The organism is Pseudobacteriovorax antillogorgiicola (assembly GCF_900177345.1).
Taxonomy (GTDB): Bacteria; Bdellovibrionota_B; Oligoflexia; order Oligoflexales; family Oligoflexaceae; genus Pseudobacteriovorax; species Pseudobacteriovorax antillogorgiicola.
Window position 1 is genome coordinate 259,856 of record NZ_FWZT01000003.1, and the last position, 18,771, is coordinate 278,626.

Below are 18,771 nucleotides of genomic sequence, written 5' to 3' on the forward strand. Positions count from 1 at the left end.
GTAAGTTTATTAGGGTACAATTCTTACCATCGGAAATGATCCTTTTTATCTTCCTAACTTAAGCCACTTATCACATAGTTTTGAGTCCCTAGTTTAAAGCACCGATCCTGTATATAGCAACTGCTACTAAATTCATCGGAGGAAAGTCAGTGAAGATTCTGATTGTGGATCAGTGTTCTGTTGTTACAAGCTCACTTGCAGAAGCCATCGCCAATGATACGATTAACTGCGTCACAACAAATTGCGGTATCAACGCTCTCGATCTAGTGAATCTCCATGAGTTTGACTTGATCATAACTGATATCGATACTCCATCTGCAGGGGGTTTTCATACACTTTCGAAGATTCGAAAGCAGGGATTTGAAACTCCAGTTTTCGCTTTTACCAATAAACCTGCTGATATGGAACATATTGCAATCAAGCTTGGTGCAGACTTCGTATTCTGCAAATCGTCACCTCTTGGATACGTGGTAGAAGCAGTTGGGGATGTTCTTCGATAGGTGATCAAAGGCTCTTAGATAAATATTCTCAAGCTTTTTTCAGTAAATTTGCAGTGGGTTGCCAGGGGAAAAGTCCCTGGCTGCGATTCGCTCAGATTAGGTACACCAATGTCCCTTGGCTGGCAGTCTCACCGAAGGGCATGTTAAAGCTCCATCGGCTTTGTGCATTTCTGATATGTTCAATATAGTCACATCCAAGCCACGCTGCTCCAATATGCGAGCTGTTCTAGGGGCTGCCTGGCTCACGATAACCCGCTGTTGGGGCAGAGCCAAGACATTTGCACCATCTTTCTCAGGAACTGCTATCAGGTCCAAGCTCAGCCCTTCGAAGACGGATAAATCAATCCCAACACTTGGGTCATAAAGCAAGACTTCTGGACTGGCCAAGCTACAGGCAGATTTGAAGTGTAGACCCTTAGGCAATGGGGTTGATCGAGTTTCGATGCCCAGGGGCTTTGCAAGGTCCCTGAGCAGCTGAATACCAGCTTCATTGCTTCTCTCAGATCGCCCGGCAATTAGAGTCTGTCCCACCCTTAATACGTCCCCTCCATCCAGGGTGGCTGGATCAACCATCGTGTGGACACGTAGTTCGCCTGTCAAATACTCTTGGACAGCTTGCACCTCAGCACGCCTAGACGGGGCACCAGGATTGGTAATCAATACAGTTTCATGATCAAGGACAACGCAAGTGTCCTCAATAAACACGCAGTCTGGTAGAGCAGGATCATCATCAAGTTGGTTGTGGTCTGAAACAATTTGACTTAAGCATTTTACGTAGGCCAGGTGCTGATGATTCATGAGATCTAAGTCAATTGGGCTAGAGGCATCATGACGAATGCAGTTCTGAAAACTAACAGATGGTTTACGGGTCAATATACGGTCAACTTGAAACATCTCTGGCTCCTCATCTAGGGTTTGTCCCCTGAGTTAGCACGATATGAAGGAACACGCAATAAAACCCTTCGGTAAAGGCTGTAAACAACACACTCTCCCACTATAAGGAAAGAAAGAAGGCGCTCTCATAAACATGAGAACGCCTCAGACGAATGCAGTTTAGGGTATTTAAAGAGATGCTCCCCTAGCCTATTTTTGCCGTGACAGCGAAGCTGAGGGAACAATCGAAAAATCACCGTCCATACTATCTTTCCATAACAGCTGAAGAGTGATGTGATACCTAGGTCCTTGAAAGTAATCGACCCGAATCGGGTGAGAGCCTTTTTCTAGATAAATAGAGCCATCGACGCTTTTAGTAGCGTGAACACCATCATTATCGATAACCTTCTCATCACCAATGTATAGGTTAGAGCCATCATCCGCTGTGAGACGAAACCAGTATTGACCCGACTCAGGAATTTCTATCTCACCAAGAAATTGGATTCCAAACCATTCAAACAGCTCGGGAAGGCCTGGAAAGCCGGTATCAAAAGCTCGTTCAGGGACATCCAAGTTGTTGACAACGATCCGTGCTTTTTCGGTGTATAAACCGAAATCCGGGAGCGACTGTGTTTGGGCTGCTAGCTCGAAAACTTGGCCCACCAAACCGTCGACTTTACCATCATCTGCGACTCCAATATCCTGGTCAGCTTTCAGAGTGACTAAACACGAGGCTTCCTGACCATCATCTGTTGTCCCAATAAACTTGATTTTCTGCTCTTCTGCGATCATTTCAGGAGCCTGATACATGATCGAACCTGGGCTTGAGCCCATCTGGTAGCTACCGAGCATCAGGCCACCTTCTACTGAAATCATAAATCCAGTGTCTTCTTCAGTGATCTGCCACTGAAGCATCATGGTTTCCTGCGAGCCAACGATTTGATTGTCTGTGAGACAGGTAAGTGCTAAACTCTCATTGACAATGGCTTCATCTACAGAAGTTTCTTGGACCGGCACAGACACTTCTGGTGAAATCACTGCTTCATTGTCTGTAGAGCCTGGCACTCTCACCACAGCGTCCGAACCTTGTTCTAAAAGATCGCTTTCTGAGGTTTTAGAGGAATGAACGCCATTCATGATGGCCTCGTCTTGGGCACATCCCAATACGAGAAGTAGGCTTCCGATAATTATACCTAGTTTCATAATCCCCCCAATAACGTCCTGCATTGTTCTACCTGCTTTTTCGACAAAGTAATGTTTGCCGTTGAATCATGACGAATTCGTAATTGTTCACTGGGGTTTAGAGCGGACTATTTAATTTGAGACTGCTTGCGATCCGTAAAGGACCGCAACTGTCTTTTCTTACGGGAGGTATAATTCAAGCTATTCAGGAGGCACAGAAGCCTACAACAGCGCTAGATGTTTCGGCATCTGTGGGGCAGTTGTCTTCAGTCTTGGCTATGGTCGACCCTAGAGGATTGTCACGAAGGCTGAGCAGGGCCCTCACTTCTAATCCTTTTGCTGAGGTAATCGACTCAATTGCATTATTATCGACTAATACGTAGTCCAGATTCGTGAGGTTAAGAAGAGGGCTTAGATCGGTGATCTGATTAGAATCAGCCTCTAAAAATAGAAGTAAGCTCAGGCCACTTAGTGGACTGAGGTCGCCCACCTGGTTCTCGTCAAATTGAATTTCCTGAAGAGCTACCAGCGAACCAATCGGGCTCAAATCGGCAACAGAGTTTTTCTTGAATTCGAGATTCGTTATCGCCACTAGGGAAGATAAAGGAGCTAGATCGCTGACTTGATTATCTGAAAACCGCAGGTCTCGTAGTTCAGATAGCTCAGCGATGGATGAAAGATCACTGAGCTGATTGTCATTTAATAGAAGTACTTCGAGATTTGTCAAAGCTGATAGCGCGGAAATCTCGCTAATCTGATTGCCCTCTAAATTGAGACTCCTCAAACTAATAACTGTAGCAAGTGGGGAAACATCAGAAATTGCTCCCGACTTTAAATTCAATTCAACTAAGGGCAAATTTGAAATGGGTGTCAAGTCTGACACTTGGTTATCGGCTAGGTTCAGGTGAGTCAGGTGGGCAAAGTAAGCTAGCGCTGATAGATCTGAAAGACCCAGCCCCGAAAGATCTAGAACTTCGCTATCTTCGATGTTTAGCTGTGTTTCCGTACAGTTTCTACCGTAGACTCGTTCCGATATCAGAGCCATATCGCTGCTTTCACCTTGGGCGCGACAGTAAGTTGTGAACTCACTATTCAAATCGTCTGCTACTTCAGGCCTTTCAACTGAATCTCCTGGTTCAGCTTCTATCGCTGCGTCACTCCCCTGATCACCGTTTTGTTCTTTAGAATCGCCGCCGCAAGCACTTAAGAGTACAGTGCAAATGATTGCGCATAGTCCCCGTAATAACATAATGTCCCCTCAGGGCTGGTCTTCAAGTGACCAAGCAGTCTATAAAATGATTCGATAGACTTAAAAATGCAATTTTCTGACCGCTTTAAGTCATCAAATTAACTTGTTGCTCTGTGCTTAAACTTCAAGCAATGACTACCCCCTAAACATCCGAGAAATCACATCTTTCAATAGGTAAGAAATAAAATTGAACTAACTAAGACTTCGGATTGATTGAATGGCTTTCCACCATTTAAAGCGAACCAGCTATCCCTGTTTAAAACGATCGATTCTTGAGCCAGACGACGCACATCGCCTCCCTACTTAATCCAGCTACTTAGGCTCAGGGTACGCTATTTGCATTAGTTCGAACAGCTTCCCCGATGGAGCAAAAATGAAATGATACGAGGAGAGTTATGTCGAGTCGAAACTGGCGAGGGAGACTGTCTTTAAAAGACGACTGCAAAGTCATTGAAGGCCCTTACGGTTTGCTAGAAGTCATCAGGGGAGATCGGAGCATAGTGATCGAAGTTCCAGCAGATGAACGATCTCAATATTTGACAATGAACCCTGTGGCGATCAGTAAGCTAGCCATTCACCTTTTAGACTCAGGCTTGGTTAGGTATCAGCCCATGAGCTTTTGGGATCACACCAAGAATTGGTTTACAGCTCCTGCCTATCCCAAAGAAGGTATCTTTCCCTATGTAACAAAACATGGTGACTTAGATCAGTTGAATATCCAGGGTATCTTAAAGAACGCAGAGATTCGCGGCACCCGATCCTACGATCCTCTCGCCATTCTTTTTCAGCTACTACCCTTTAGCTATCAAGATCGAGCCCAAGGATTTTACCACCACGCTTCGGAACTGGAAAAGCAATCTCATGACCAGTTCAAACAGCTATCAGTATACTACCTATCTCAGGCTTACTATATTAAAAGCCATATTCTGCCGTCTTTGGCTCCAGCACTTCGATGGAAACGGATTCGTGAGCGACTCCACCATTTCATCAAGGAGAGTGAAAACCGAGAATCACTAGCCTACCATCAATTTATTAAGGCCCAGGCAAGGGGTGAGCAAGCCTATAGGCCGCTTTATGAGACCACACAACTTATGGAAACCCTGTTTCGAACTGCCGTTGATCACCCATTTTCCTTCACACTGGGCATGTGCCTATTCGATCAAGGGCAATGTCTGGGCGATCACCCACTCGCACAATCGATGAAGCGATATGTGGTTGGCGATGACCGGCGCACAGCCTATGGCACTAGCCAACAAAGATATAGGCACCCAACCATAGAATTAGTCGCCGACATGGGACCAATTCCCCAGCAAGCTGCGATTAACGGAGTTCTATCATTTTTCTGTTTTATCGCGGGATTTGAATCCATTTACGCCCAACTAAGGCGAGAGCTGAATCGCTTGGCAGGCAACGACGCCAGAACCCTTGGCTGAAACCTACCTGACAATCGCAAGCCTAGAAAAACTCGGTAAAATGACCAGAATCGTTTTGAACATTCTCATCATCATGCTGCCAGTCCGACGAATCGATTCCCAAAGCCTTAAAAACGGTCAATGCTGACCGAACTGGGCTAGCTCCCCCTGCATCGTTATGAATCCCTTTTTTGTACGCCGAATTACCAGCACCTCCAAGGAGAATGGTTGGCAGGTTCGTGAAGCGATGGGATGGGAAAGTTTCTTCGGTAACCCCATAAATCAAGGTTTGATCTAGCAGATTGCTCTCACCTTCGACTACTCCAGCGAGGGAACTTGCTAACATTCCCAATTGATTCATAATGATGCCTGTAATACCGCTGAGACGTTCAGCATCCTCTCTGTGGGTCAACTCATGATGATGAAGCTGGTCGGATATTGTCGGATAGATCTGATTGCTCGCTGGAGCTGAATGCAGAATCGAAACGACCCTTGTCATATCACACTTGAATAGATTGCTCGTGATCGAGGACATAACTCTCATTCGCTCATCAAGATCATCATTGTCAATGGCTTGGCTTGGATTGACCGCCAATTGATCACAAGATTTATTTTGCTTATCATCAATAATCTTGGCAAGATCGTTCACGTTCGCGAAGTATTCTTCGATGATATGCTTGTCCTTCTGCGATACTTTGTTCATTAGACGCTTGGTATCTTCTTTCAAGGCATTCATCAGGGAAATCTTCGTTAAGTACTCATTTTTGTCTGGCACCTGTCCAAAGAGTCGGTTGAACGCGGATGCAGGGTCGATTTCGGCTGCGAGAGGGAGAGGGTCGATATCAGCACTGGGCTTTCTGTAAGATAATATATCGGAACTGGGAACGATTCCATCTGAGTCTACAGAGTTGCTGACCCGTAGCTGGATGGATTCATAGGTCTGGTTGGTAGAAATTTTACCGGCAATATACTGGTCTATGGTTGAGTAGTTGTGCTTCTCGGTTCTTGGACTACTGCCGGATAGCTGCATGTAGTATTTCGCTGCATGAGGGTCGATCCCAGGGTTGGTGACACTCAAACCAGAGACGATATTTAACTGGTTCGCAAAACTAGCGAGCCCTTGCATGGACGGAGTTAAGGTAAATCCAGCTCCAGTCGTAGTCGGAAAAAAGTTATTGGAAACTCCGCAGCCAAAATAAAACATTACAAATCGTTGTGGCAGACCTTCCCCATTCGCTAGGGCATCACCATTACTGTTCAGCATCATTTCAAGCATAGGAAGCCCCAAAGCCACCATAGAGCCGTTAGCGATCCCTCTGAGCAGCGTACGCCGATCCAAACTTCTATTCTTTAGTATCATTGTCTATCTCCACGGGTTCAATAATAAGATCGCTCTTGAGTATTCTGTACAGAAGCTCATCTACTGATTTATCGCTACCTTTCTGAAACTGCTCTACAATTTCCTTAACCCCATTGCGAGCATCGCGAGTTTCAAGTTCACCCTTGGCAATGCGCAAAGCGTGAATCGCAAAGCATTCTGTTACCCGAGGGTCACTGGCCAAGATATCACTTAATTCTACGCCTCCCTGGTAATCTTGTTGATTCGCCATGGAAGGAAGTTCATAACTGGCCAAGTCAGGAAAAGCTACAACCTCTCCGTTTTGTCCGTAACCTTCTAGGCCGAGCGCTATGGGATCGAGCAGTGTATGACATCCCGAACAATTACTATTATCCAAGCGAGCTTTGATCACCTCGTACTTATCTGCATCGTCGGGCAAACCAGTAGAAAGATCGAGTTCGGGAGGTGGCAATGGAATATCTTGGCACAACAAATGCTGTAAAATAAAGTGACCTCGCTTGGTAGGAGATGTTGCACCACTTCCACCCCTCATCAAAAACGACGATCGAGTGAGAAAGCCTGATCGATCCTCAGCAGGTAGAATAGAAGCCGAAACATCAACCCCATAAGTATCGGCTAAGGTTTGATCTAGCTTTGTTTTGTTTGATCTCAAGAAGGTAGTGATAAAGTCGTCGCTATTTATACTCTCATTGACAAGGTAGTCAAATTCGTTGATAGCAGATTTAGCCAATTCAGTCTGTGAGTTTGTAGAGTTCGCCACCGAATGAAGCTTTGCGATGGACATCCAATCCCCAAAAAGAGTTTTCATGCCATTTTGAAATCGAGCCTCATCCTTCATCATGTCTTTAATGATTTTCGTTCTTTGACTCTCATCAAATAGTTTGCCCTCTTCTGCTGCTTTAAGTAGGGTATCATTTGCCGGACTATCCCAAAGAAAATATGCCAATTCATTAGCTATCACCCGACTGTACTCGGCTTTGAATGAATCACTCGGATCATCGTCTAGCTCGTCTGTCTTGGATAGAGTCTCGAAGTAGAGCGCCTTCGGCGATAGCATCATCGATGTTAGTGCGGCCTGAATTCCATCGCAGTTCAAACGTTCAGGAGAAAGTTGACTATCCTGGCCTTTCAGATCCTTCTTCACTCCTAAGAAAAGCTGCTCATAGCTACTGAGATTTTCTTGCTTCCCGTGAAATAGAGAGACTGCAATAGGCTTTAGACCAGCCAGTAACTGTTCAGTGGAAAGTAAACCACAAGATGAACCAAAGTGTTTTTCAAAAGCTTGAGAAGCTACGTAGGCTGCGCTTATTTCCCAGGCAGCCTGTGAATATAGTTCAATGTCCCGCAGCGAGAATGTTGCACCTTTTGTACCTACAGAGATCAGGCTATGCTTGGGTAGATCGTCAGGCAACTTTGCATCAATGGTAAAATCCATACCAAATGTAGTTTTTGCTTTATTAAGAAATTGGGAGCTTGTGATTCTTCTTAGCTCAAAGTTTAGAAGCTTTGTCTGATCGATAGGAACTTCTTCAGCTCTAGCAGCAGATTGATGGGGAGGGTTAACTTTATTTTTGTTACAGGATACCAGAATAAGCACCTGGGTCATGATCAGAACCGCACCTGCAATTTTTTTCACATCTCGCCTCACCTGTGGATATCTCTAAATCAAAGCATAAAGTGATTCAGCTTCAAGCAATAGGGCCTGTATTTCAAGATGCGTTCCCAATACAGACTGACCCAACTAGCCAGAATGTTTAGGGTGCTAGACTTAGCTTTCTGTAGAATCTTTTACTGCAAACCAACGAGTTCTTAGTATTGCTAAACCCTTAGGGCCAAAGTGAAGTTTTTTCATGGATGAGTCTACATTTCCCGTGGGATCTTCCGTGGGCGTTACACAATATGTCCTACATCTTGGAGATTGGTCTCGATTCGAAAAAACTTAAATTCTCTTCTTAAGTGAAGATTGATAAACTAAAGAACAAATCTCAAATCTAAAGCATGATTCGCTAACGATGATTGGAGTCACCTTTGCTTCATCGCCTGCCACGACACTATCTTGTGATGATGGCACTCGCATTCTTATCAACTGTGACATCATTTATTTTCCCTTTGACAGCTCCGATCATCATGACAATGACAAAATCAAGCCCGACTGAGGTCACTCTCGCACTCGGGATTCTTGGGCTTATCGTAGGGCTTTCTCAGCCCTACTTTGGGAGCTTTCTGGAAAAGGGCCGAATCCTTGCTCCCTTTCTCCTTTCTGTTAGTGGCGTAGCTTGTGGCTTGATGGTATTTGTCTTTCAAAGTTCTTCACTGATCATGGTTCTCGCCGGGCTCTTAGCCTTAAATATCGGGTATGGTGTTTACCAGACTACAAGCTCAATCATCGGTTTAGGGCTCATTCCCAGCTCCCTGCGAGAAACGGGTGCCAGCTACTTCTTTTTAGTAGTCAATCTTGGTCTCGCAATTTCTGCAGTTCTTGCAGCACTTTTCTTAACGCGATGGCGAGACATCATGTTCATCCTAGATCTATGCACGACTCTTTTAGCAGTATTCGGAGTCTATTTTATAACACTTCGTAAACGTCATGCTATCACAATACGCCGAACTTCAAATCACACTAGCTATAGACTAGTATTCCAAACCATCTATCACCATGCTCCTCTTATGATTGGCATTACGCTACTCTTCGCTGGTACCCATCTCGCAATTATGATCCTACCTTTATATTTTGAGTTTAAGGGTCTCGACACCATGAGATTGACGGCATATCAGATGCTTCTCAATACCATGATTGTAGCCCTAGGAACATTGGTTGTCGGGCATTGGGTTGACTACCTAGGACGTCCACGTTCTGCTTGCCTTTCGGGACTTTTAATTGGCAGCGCATTTATCTTAATTCCATATGTTGAGTTCAGAGTTATCTTCTTCGTCTACGCGTGCTTGTTTTCCCTTGGTGAAGTCATTGCCGTCCGCTTAGGTTCAGCCGTATTCTTCGACATCTTTCCAGAAGATCGTAAAGGCCTTGCATCGGGCACGAGTATGATGATCCATAGCATTGCTCGCACGATGTCGCCATTACTGGGCTTGAGCCTATTTCATTTGCCAGTCGCCACAGCTTCATATTTGCTAGGGGTGACTTTCATCCTTGGTGGAACCCTGCTTGGGTACTGGTATTGGAGCTATAGCTCAGAAATAACCCTAACCTCACACATGGAACATGCATCTTAAATATCAAGGGAAGTAAAACCTATGAGACAAGGTTTGGTTAAAGAAAATGCTAGGAGATAGTACAAATCATGAGTGACGAGTATTTCTTAGGCGTAACGAAGGATCAAAGGTTTTGCTCCCCTTAATAGGTGTTTTTGCCCTGTTACAAACTCAATGCGGATCTTGCTGTAGCGGTAAGGCTAGAGCTACAATCCGATTTTTACATCAACTTTTTGATATCGGCGGAGTACACGGTGTGTTTCATAGACTCTGCTTGTAGTACCTGACTCTAAGTTCCAGTAATAAATAGCTTCTTCTGCCATCACTGACCACCAAAAATAGGATTTTCCGGCAATTCTTCCAGCTCTAAACACTCCGCCCAAACCACGCTTACCTATGATTATGCCAAGCATTTCTTCGCTTATTAAACACTTCTCCTAGTCCTTGGGCATCATTTTGCAAAGACTCGATTACCATTGACTCAGGTTATCGATGTATTGATTCCGCTGTAGCTCTTCTTATGACACCTCGGAATTTGGTAGAAACCACCGTTTCATTATTAAGGAGCTTAAAGACATGGTTCGAAAGTCACTCATACTCTCGCTACCCATCCTGCTTAGTCAGGTGGCTTGTACCCAACTTGGGTTCGAGCTTAACCGCAAGGAAAATAAACCAACACAAACGGAGGAACAGCAGTTTCCCCCGGCGACCGTCTCTGAAGAGACTATAGCCGAAATGGATCAGAAGCTCATAGACCGTGTAAATATCGACCCCAAGTGTGAAGAGCAAGCATCATCAAGTCCATCGATACGAACTCTGACCCGCGAAGAATACCTAACAACAGTAACTTCACGTCTATCGATCGATTTAGCTGAAGTTGATATCGCCAGTGAGTTACCTCTCAACTCAATTGAAAAAGGCTTTCGCAACATCGCTGAATTGAATCAGATCTCACGAGGCCGCTTAGAGCAGTATCTCGATGCTTCGGAACTAGTGGCTGAGCAGTTTATATTGCAGAGCCCTAATGTTTTTAACTGTGGCCAGGCCCCTGGAAACTGTGTCGATCAATGGCTAAAGAGTGAGCTTACTGTGATTTGGCGTCAAGCTATCGCAGCTGAGGATTACGAAGAATTAATCGCCTTCTTCGAGGAGAACGGTAGCAATGAGGCAGCCTTCAAACTGCTAGTTCAACGAGTCATCATGTCTCCTAACTTTCTGACAATTCGCGAGCTAGGATCCGGGGGACAGTTAAGCAGCTATGAACTATTATCGAGCCTTGCTTTTAGTATGTGGGGCCAGGGTCCGGACAAAGAGCTAATCCAAGAGGCTGCTAATACAGCATTTGATACTAGAGAGAAGGTTGAAGCTAAAGTTCGACAGATGATGAAAGATGACCGATTCGATATTGGACTTAAGCGATTCCTGGAGGCATGGCTAGAGACCGATCGCATCCATCGCACTAATAATTCTGAAGAGACCTTCCCCGGTTTTACCAATAACTTAAAAGGTAAGCTCGAAGAAGACGTATTCCTAGTGTTCCGATATCTAATCGATAATGACATGGACACATTTGAAAACATTGTCAAAGTCGACTTTACTTTTACATCCTCTGAAGTGGCCCAAATCTATGGCCTTAACCGCCATGAAAGTGGAGTTCAGTTTCGCAACTCAGATATGTACGCCCTACAGGACTCGGCTAAAGGCCTGATGAGCTTACCTGGCATCGTTTCAGGACTGAGCACTAATAATAATTCGAATATTCCAATGCGTGGCAACTTTGTCCTTAGTAAGGTTCTTTGTACAGAACTACCTGAACCGAGCGCTGAAATTTTGGAGCAAAGTGCTGGCCTGCTACCAGACATGAATCTCAGTGCCCGAGACAGCTTGCAAAAGCAAACGGAAATTCCCGCCTGCTACGGTTGCCACGAGTCAATCAACGGCATAGGCTTTGGCCTTGAGAATCTTTCTCCTATCGGCAAAGTTCGATCCATGGACGACCATCAAAAACCAGTCAATGCAATCTCAAACTACGTTCAGACCAATCGTGAAACCATAGAGTTTAATGGTGCTCAAGGCATGAATGACTTATTGAGTATCTCGGAACGAGCCCAGCAGTGCATGGCAACTCAAATCTTCCGTTTTTCTTACGGTCGCTTTGAGTCCACTGAAGACAAGTGCACGATCGCTAAGTCTCGCATCCTCGCTTGGGATCAGGGAACCAAGTTTTCCGACATACTTGTGAATCTCTACACTTCACCACTTTTCATGCAACGAAAATAGGAGACACGACATGACTAGGAAAGTAACTAGGCGACAGTTCGCACAATATCTTCGAAACGGCGCGATCGCCGCTGCCTTCAGTAAAACGATTATTTCAGAACAAGCATTAGGTGCTGTACCGGGTAAAAACCTTGTGATTTTCAGCCACCCCAATGGCCATAAATCATGGGGCCTCACCCAGGCTGCAGTCAACGGCACAGGAATGGCTAGTCGCGCTCTTTTATCAGAAGGAATGTTCTACAATACAAATGGTATCTCTCATGGTGGAGCGGCGAACATCTTGCGTTTTAACGCTAACCAAGGTGGGTCCTTTGACATCGATCTCGATCAAGCTATGGGTATCAAAACCCTTCGTTTAGCTATCGACTTCAATCCTAACCAGAACCAGGACAACATGTGCCGAGACGCTAATGGTCAGTTGGGTAGAATTGTCGACAATCCCCAAAAAGCATTTGACGATCTATTCTCGGACGCTGCCGTGATTACAGATCCTGGAATGAGACAGGATATATATGCAGGAAAAAAATCGATCATCGATCACTGTCTCGAAGATGTCAGAAAAATAAAGTCTGGCCTTGGTAGCCTGGGCAGTCTATTCGATGAGAACTTACAGGCTCTAATTGAGCTTCAAGAGCAAATACTCACTCTGCAAAGTGAAGCAGCAGAGGCCGCGACTCAAGAACCACCCGCCACCCAGTGCGCGAACCCACAGATTCAGATTCCCAATGGGCCTTCCCCTCAAAACTACAATGCCTACTTTGATGTGATGTCAGAGATCATCTACCAGGGTATCGTTTGTAATCGCACCCAAGTCGCAGTATTGCAAATGTCAAATGCCCAATCGGATATGGTATTCAACTTCCCTGGCAGCCCTGTAAACAGCAATGCTGGGTTTCACGGTGGCCTGGTTCACGGTACAAACCGTGGTAACGATTATCAGCAGATTGTCTCCTGGTACATAGGAAAAGTTGCTGGGTTCGCCAACCGACTCGCCATGACAACCGGTGACGTCCTTAAGGATTCGGCTGTGGTTCACTTAAGTGAAATGGGCATCGCTGACCACTCCACCCGCGATATCCCTTTCATTGTCTATGGAGAGTTAGGTGGCGCAATCCAAACCGGTCGCAGAATACAAGGCAACAGCTCTACCAGTAGCTTCTTAAAAACAGTCACCGACGATATGTTTGGCCCTGTGGTGGGTCAGGGAGTGACTCCCATGAGAGGTCTTGCATAACAGATTATTCAATCAAGTGGCGGCGTCCAACGTCGCTTCTTGAGAATCACCGGTGAATTGCAATATCCCACAAATGACTGCTAAAAGACACTACCATACAAGTTCATGGTGAGCTTATTTTGCAGCTCTAAAAGTCAGTATACAAATGTAAAAGATTACATTTCTCGCGCGTATTCTCTTTCACCATAGAATGCAAGAATCAAGGCGTTGCAAGCCCATATCTAAGCCAATTCGATGGCAGGCGGAATGAAGGGGATCGCGTAAGGGTTGTGCTCTTTCGCATGGGAAAAAGTCGCAATTCCAACCGACACAGATGGTTGTTTTCATATGGAGCAAAGCTCATAGGCTTATAAAAATTCTCTTGATGCATGCCTATTATTTTTAAAATTTTACTTACCACAGCTACATTTTTATAATTTTTCTTCTTGAAGTATGTTCCTATTGATTTTTGCATTTCCACTGGGGAGCAAAGCAAACTTAAGGCTGTAATTTGCTGTTCGTCACAGATGTTAATCTAAGGAGAGTCCGCCACAACGAGCTATAAATTTCGCAAAATTTCGCTTTTTTGCTACACAGAAATTCACAAATCTCGTGAACTGGGCTCAATATGAGAGAATGAAATGTTTCTATTTTCGTGTGGATGGTTTATCCATTGCTTGTAATGACCGTCAACCACCGCAAACAATGGTCGCTGTAAAAGACGCCTTCACAAGGCAAAAAATTTTGAACGGATGAGGTGAGTAAAAAATGAACGGGAAAAAACTTCTGAAACGAACGCTGTTCGGAATTGCTGCTGTGCTACAGTCGGTGGCAATGATTATGGTTCTTCAAACAGGGGCTGTAGCACAAGTACTCGTCCTGATGCTATTGGTTTTAGTACTTGTATTCTTGAGTTTTGGGCTTCTCTCTGAGGCACCAACCCCTAGCGAACCCCTCAATAACAAGGATGCTCCAAATAAGCAAAAGCCTTATTCACCATCACCTCTTCGAGGCCATGTGGCGAAGTCTTTTAACGACCTTAAGAATTTCATAAGTGACCTATCAAGTGACAAGCAGCTTGGGGAGCCTAAGGAGATAACGAATCTTAATCACGCATTGGAAAAGGCTGAGCGCTTAGATGACAATTCTAAGCTTGTTTATAGCTCGGTACTAAACTGCAACGATATGATTCGCAAGGCCGGTGCTCGCCTACAAAGACTATTCGATCAATCACGGGAAAGTGCGAATTTTTCAGCAGCAAACAGATTGGACTGGAAAAAGAACACAATGTTGGGTCAGATTGGGCACATTCGCCAGTCTCAAGATAAGATCAACGAGACCTCAAAGAATATTGCCGCAATCCACGATTCAACGTTGCGACTAATCGATGAGTCACTGAAGGGTGAATCGATCTTCAAAGAGAAGATTCAACGTGTGGAAGTATACCTTAGCAAAGTGCAAGACAGCTCTCATCAGGGGTACAGGGCCCATGACTCATTGCTGGCTACAGTAGGAACCTCGATAGAGGATATCGCAACAGCGAATCAGCATATCAGCCGCCTAACCCAAAAGGCTGAGTCTCTCACTTCCGATGTTCACCGCTTGGTTGAAACAGCGGAAAAGTTGAGCTTGCGCATCAACTCGATAAACCTCGATCATCTTGAGTCGGATGACGAAGATGAAGGAGTCGATATCAATCAGCTGACAGCATCATTGCAGACAACAGCACGATCGATTTTCTCCATAGGCGGAGAATTCCAGGGCGATGTTGATACCGCGTTACTGAAACTTGCCGAAGCCGGAAAGCATAGCGAAGAGACGTTTTCGAAGATCAATGTTTGTGGGGAGCTTTACCGCAACAATGTGTCGTCAACAAAGTATGGGCTTTCAGAACTTTCCCTGTTGCTAAAAGAAGTCAACATTCATATCAAGAAGCTTTCAGAAATCGAAGATCTAGGAGTCCATGCAGGGCAGCTCATCGAAAGCATGGAGAACCTGCTTGATGGCTATGGTGGCATTAACAAGAGAATCTCAGACGACACAACCGATCTCGCGGCTCATTGCGATAAGTTGTCCCATCTTCTCGCCAAACAATACTACGAGCTAAGTCACTGCGACAAGATGATTGGCGATAGCACTAACTTAGTTAAAGAGCTCGCAGAAAGCGTTGGCCAGACCAAGCAGGCGGTGATTGCCATCAAGGCTGTTTTAAGCGAGATCATCACAAGTAATGACAGTGAAGAGGATGGTGAAGACCGAGCGAATCAGTGGAAGCGCTCGCTAGCAGGTCAGAACTACAACTTATCGGTTATCGAACGGGCCTTAAAGGGTGTTGCGGATCAGGACGAGCAAGAGCTATCTGTAGTTGTCGTGGACAAAATGCCTTCTCGTGACGTTTCAGGTTCCGACCGTAGACCTCGACTGAGCCTCTATCAAAAAGATGATGCCCGAGAAACGAGCCACTTCTAAAGCCTAATAAAGTTGGGATTCCAGTGTCCTTCCTTGTGCTGAAACTGGAATCCGGGGCTCTAAGCCCCACAACTCTTTTCACTGTGCCACTGGCGAAGCCATATTGATAAATGTAATGGCGCCCTTATTCATCCCATCAGAATCGTCTTCAAAAGGAATTCCTATAGCAGCATTGAGCCCATCGATGGCTAAGCTAAAGCTATACTGAGAGCCTAATTCAAGGTCACTTGGCTTCCCCATCTTATAACTCATTGTCCAAATTCCGTTTTCATAGCGATAGAAGTAGGCACTTCCCACATCTGTCATCGTAGCTTGATCTGCGTGATCATCACCTGGCGCTCCTACCATTATTGTATTTCCAGAGATGGCCACAGCAAACCCGAAATGATCCTTTGCAGCTAAATCCGAAGGTGGAGCGATAACATCAGCCGCCCATACTCCATTTGCTAGGCGAAACACAAAGGCTGCTCCTGCATCAGCTCCTGACTCATCGCTCTTATAAGCTCCCACAACCGCAACACTGTTATCTCCGCCCTGAATATCAACACTTTTTCCAAAATGCAGATCTGCCGTAACGGTATTGGGTGCAAGTTTGCTCTTTAGCGACCAAACCCCCGCAATATCGCGCTGATACACATAAGCGGCACCGACTTGAGTCGCTAGACTTGCCCCATCTGTCTCGTCATAAAGAGGAGCTCCTACAATGGCAAGGTTGCCATGGACCGCGACGCTTTCGCCAAAGAAAGCATCGGCCTGCTGATCCCCTAGTGGAGCTGTAATTTCTCCGGAAGCTGAAAAAGCATTCACGCTATCGGAATGAAATAGGTAGACTCGCCCCACTCCCTCATCATCGCCCTTGGCTCCCACAATTATATCGATCCCGTTGATCGGAAGGCCGGAGTTTGGATCAAGGTTTGGGTCGGCAAAAATATCGACACTGATGCCGAAGACATCGTTGTTGGCTAAACCTGCTGGGATTATAGCTTCTTGAAAGCAATTCCAAACTCCAGCGCTATTCATTTTAAAAACGAAGATACCTCCCTTTAACCCGATGCCCTGGATGGATGTTTCAATGAGCGAGGAGCCTATATTGCCCATGAAATCGTCGTTGACATCGGAGGAGTCATCGAAATCCTGTGGCGCTCCCACAACGGCAAAGTTTGAGGATATGGCAACCATTTTGCCAAAGTGGGATTCTTCAGATTGGGTTGCCCCACAGCTTGCTGGAGTTACCTTTTGCTTCATCACCCAAGTCTCAGTATCACCGCGTGCCTCCCATCGATAGAAATAGGCTGCCCCAGCATCAACATCATCGTCATCATCTCCCCAGGCTCCTGAGATCAACCATTTCCCGGAAATATCCACGCTGTAACCAAGCAAGTCGCCTTCTCGGGCTGGATTGTTAGCCTTAATAATTTCCTTTGGTGGTAACTCCGGGCTTATAACCTCACTGCTTCCATCGTCAGCAGTGTCCGACACATCTGCAACGGGTGGAATGATACTGCCATTTTCTTGCTGAAAGGAATCATCAGGCCCTGTTCGATTTGAGTTCTGCCCAGCAAAATGAGATCCCGAACAAGATGCTGCTATGATACATACGGTCAAAACCATGATATTAATTATTCGCATGATGACCAATCCTTATAAATGATTTGTAATTACGAATCTTGCAACTCGCCCATCTATAGGATTGATCGCAATTATATAACCAAAGTCGTAGGAGCCTATTTTTCTGAGCGCTCCAGCCGATCTTTCGTGAATTTTGCTGATAAAAACTTGTGCATCTTGAGATGAATACCCAGTGTCATAAAAAGGAAGAGCTGAACATAGAAGAATTTTCTCATGGCAAAAATATTGCCATGTCATTTACCTAAGGTGATTTTTGCAAGGAGCCGTATAACTGACTAGCTTTAAACCATTAATGCTCTGGCTGAGAGCTAGCTACGGCCTGGCTCGCCATGGAGGACTTAAAGAGATCTCGATGGTGAAGCTCGTCGTCTTCGTAGAGACTTTCCGCACGACCCAAGATGGAGTGATCGATTGGCCGAATTACAGAAGCATCTTTATTGTCATATTGAAACTGACTCAAAACATAGCGCATCGCATTGAGTCTGGCTCGTTTCTTATCATCAGAGCGAACCACGATCCAAGGGGAAAAGTCTTTGTCGGTATAGTGAAACATGCTTTCCTTAGCCTCAGTGTACTCTCGCCAAAGACCGAGTGAGGCCACATCCATGGGGCTTAATTTCCACTGTTTCAGGGGATCAGTCATGCGCCGAATAAAGCGTCTCAACTGCTCTTCGCGGCTCACAGAGAACCAGAACTTGACGACTGTAATATCACTCTCAACCAACATCTTTTCAAAGGACGAAACCTGCTCAACAAACTGGAGATATTCTTCGGGTGTACAGAACCCCATCACCTTCTCAACGCCCGCTCGGTTGTACCAGGAGCGATCGAAGAACACGATCTCACCATGAGTCGGGAGATGTTGTATGTAGCGCTGAAAGTACCACTCCCCTCGCTCCCGATCGGTCGGCTTCTCCAGAGCCACGACTCGTGCCCCACGGGGATTGAGGTGCTCTGTAAACCGTTTGATAGTGCCACCTTTGCCTGCTGCATCTCGACCCTCAAATACGATCGCGATTCTATGACCTGTCTTTTTAACCCATCGTTGCAGCTTGACTAGCTCAATCTGGAGCAAACGCTTGCGTTCTTCGTAGACAGCTCGGCGCATTTTCCCTTGATATGGATAATTGCTACCGACCATTTTGCTGCCTGGGGTTTGCCTGACCCTTTCGATAATGCTTACTGGTATGTTGTACTTGCGAGAGACGATGTGTAGGTCTCCCGTTGCAATTTCATAAAGCTTTTCAAGTAGTTGAACATTATCGTCGACTATCATTCCCATCTCCATCCCAATCCTGCGCACTCTAGTGCTAATCACTTCCGAAGTCGCAGAATAGACCAGATGAGACATCCCTTCAAGAAAAAGCCTGCTCGATTGGCATCCAAATCGTGGG

Annotated in this window: 13 protein-coding genes; 6 read left to right on the forward strand and 7 right to left on the reverse strand. The window is 45.5% G+C overall.

Annotated features, from left to right (window positions below; translation table 11 throughout):
• The first annotated feature begins 149 nt into the window (after window positions 1–149).
• Window positions 150–500 carry a response regulator gene (locus B9N89_RS05550; protein WP_159455167.1) on the forward strand — a complete coding sequence of 117 codons (351 nt, stop codon included), beginning with the start codon at window positions 150–152 and terminating at the stop codon, window positions 498–500.
• 96 nt (window positions 501–596) lie between these two features.
• Here the strand turns inward: B9N89_RS05550 and B9N89_RS05555 are convergent, their stop codons facing one another.
• The 3 genes from B9N89_RS05555 to B9N89_RS05565 all read right to left on the reverse strand — a co-directional run bounded on the left by B9N89_RS05555 (window position 597) and on the right by B9N89_RS05565 (window position 3,804).
• Entirely contained in the window at window positions 597–1,394 is a 798-nt protein-coding gene (locus tag B9N89_RS05555) for a dimethylarginine dimethylaminohydrolase family protein (RefSeq protein ID WP_132316007.1), read from the reverse strand.
• Window positions 1,395–1,583: 189 nt separating this feature from the next.
• Window positions 1,584–2,576 carry a PA14 domain-containing protein gene (locus B9N89_RS05560; RefSeq protein WP_159455168.1) on the reverse strand — a complete coding sequence of 331 codons (993 nt, stop codon included), beginning with the start codon at window positions 2,574–2,576 and terminating at the stop codon, window positions 1,584–1,586.
• A gap of 184 nt (window positions 2,577–2,760) precedes the next feature.
• Complete coding sequence (locus B9N89_RS05565; RefSeq protein ID WP_132316003.1) at window positions 2,761–3,804, reverse strand: leucine-rich repeat domain-containing protein; 1,044 nt, start codon at window positions 3,802–3,804, stop codon at window positions 2,761–2,763.
• 395 nt (window positions 3,805–4,199) lie between these two features.
• Between B9N89_RS05565 and B9N89_RS05570 the strand changes: the two genes are divergently transcribed.
• A complete protein-coding gene (locus B9N89_RS05570; RefSeq protein ID WP_132316001.1) occupies window positions 4,200–5,237 on the forward strand; it encodes a hypothetical protein in 1,038 nt (345 codons plus the stop codon).
• Window positions 5,238–5,259: 22 nt separating this feature from the next.
• Here B9N89_RS05570 and B9N89_RS05575 read toward each other — a convergent pair whose 3' ends face one another.
• Both B9N89_RS05575 and B9N89_RS05580 read right to left on the reverse strand, forming a co-directional pair.
• Entirely contained in the window at window positions 5,260–6,576 is a 1,317-nt protein-coding gene (locus B9N89_RS05575) for a DUF1552 domain-containing protein (protein ID WP_132315999.1), read from the reverse strand.
• Window positions 6,560–8,212, reverse strand: coding sequence for a DUF1592 domain-containing protein (locus tag B9N89_RS05580; RefSeq protein ID WP_132315997.1), 1,653 nt, complete (start codon window positions 8,210–8,212; stop codon window positions 6,560–6,562). Before B9N89_RS05580 ends, B9N89_RS05575 begins: the two co-directional genes overlap by 17 nt.
• A 392-nt stretch (window positions 8,213–8,604) precedes the next feature.
• Here B9N89_RS05580 and B9N89_RS05585 point away from each other — a divergent pair, with 392 nt between their 5' ends.
• The 4 genes from B9N89_RS05585 to B9N89_RS05600 all read left to right on the forward strand — a co-directional run bounded on the left by B9N89_RS05585 (window position 8,605) and on the right by B9N89_RS05600 (window position 15,748).
• A complete protein-coding gene (locus B9N89_RS05585) occupies window positions 8,605–9,807 on the forward strand; it encodes an MFS transporter (protein WP_132315995.1) in 1,203 nt (400 codons plus the stop codon).
• Window positions 9,808–10,362: 555 nt separating this feature from the next.
• A complete protein-coding gene (locus B9N89_RS05590; protein ID WP_132315993.1) occupies window positions 10,363–12,066 on the forward strand; it encodes a DUF1592 domain-containing protein in 1,704 nt (567 codons plus the stop codon).
• A gap of 10 nt (window positions 12,067–12,076) precedes the next feature.
• Window positions 12,077–13,300, forward strand: a complete 1,224-nt coding sequence (locus B9N89_RS05595) for a DUF1552 domain-containing protein (protein WP_132315991.1) — start codon at window positions 12,077–12,079, stop codon at window positions 13,298–13,300.
• A 747-nt stretch (window positions 13,301–14,047) separates the two neighbouring features.
• Complete coding sequence (locus B9N89_RS05600) at window positions 14,048–15,748, forward strand: hypothetical protein (protein ID WP_132315989.1); 1,701 nt, start codon at window positions 14,048–14,050, stop codon at window positions 15,746–15,748.
• Between the two features lie 78 nt (window positions 15,749–15,826).
• Here the strand turns inward: B9N89_RS05600 and B9N89_RS05605 are convergent, their stop codons facing one another.
• Window positions 15,827–17,377, reverse strand: a complete 1,551-nt coding sequence (locus tag B9N89_RS05605; RefSeq protein ID WP_132315987.1) for an FG-GAP repeat protein — start codon at window positions 17,375–17,377, stop codon at window positions 15,827–15,829.
• A 289-nt stretch (window positions 17,378–17,666) separates the two neighbouring features.
• Window positions 17,667–18,653 (reverse strand): polyphosphate kinase 2, encoded by a 987-nt coding sequence (gene ppk2, locus B9N89_RS05610; RefSeq protein ID WP_132315985.1) that lies wholly within the window; start codon window positions 18,651–18,653, stop codon window positions 17,667–17,669.
• Window positions 18,654–18,771 lie beyond the last annotated feature (118 nt).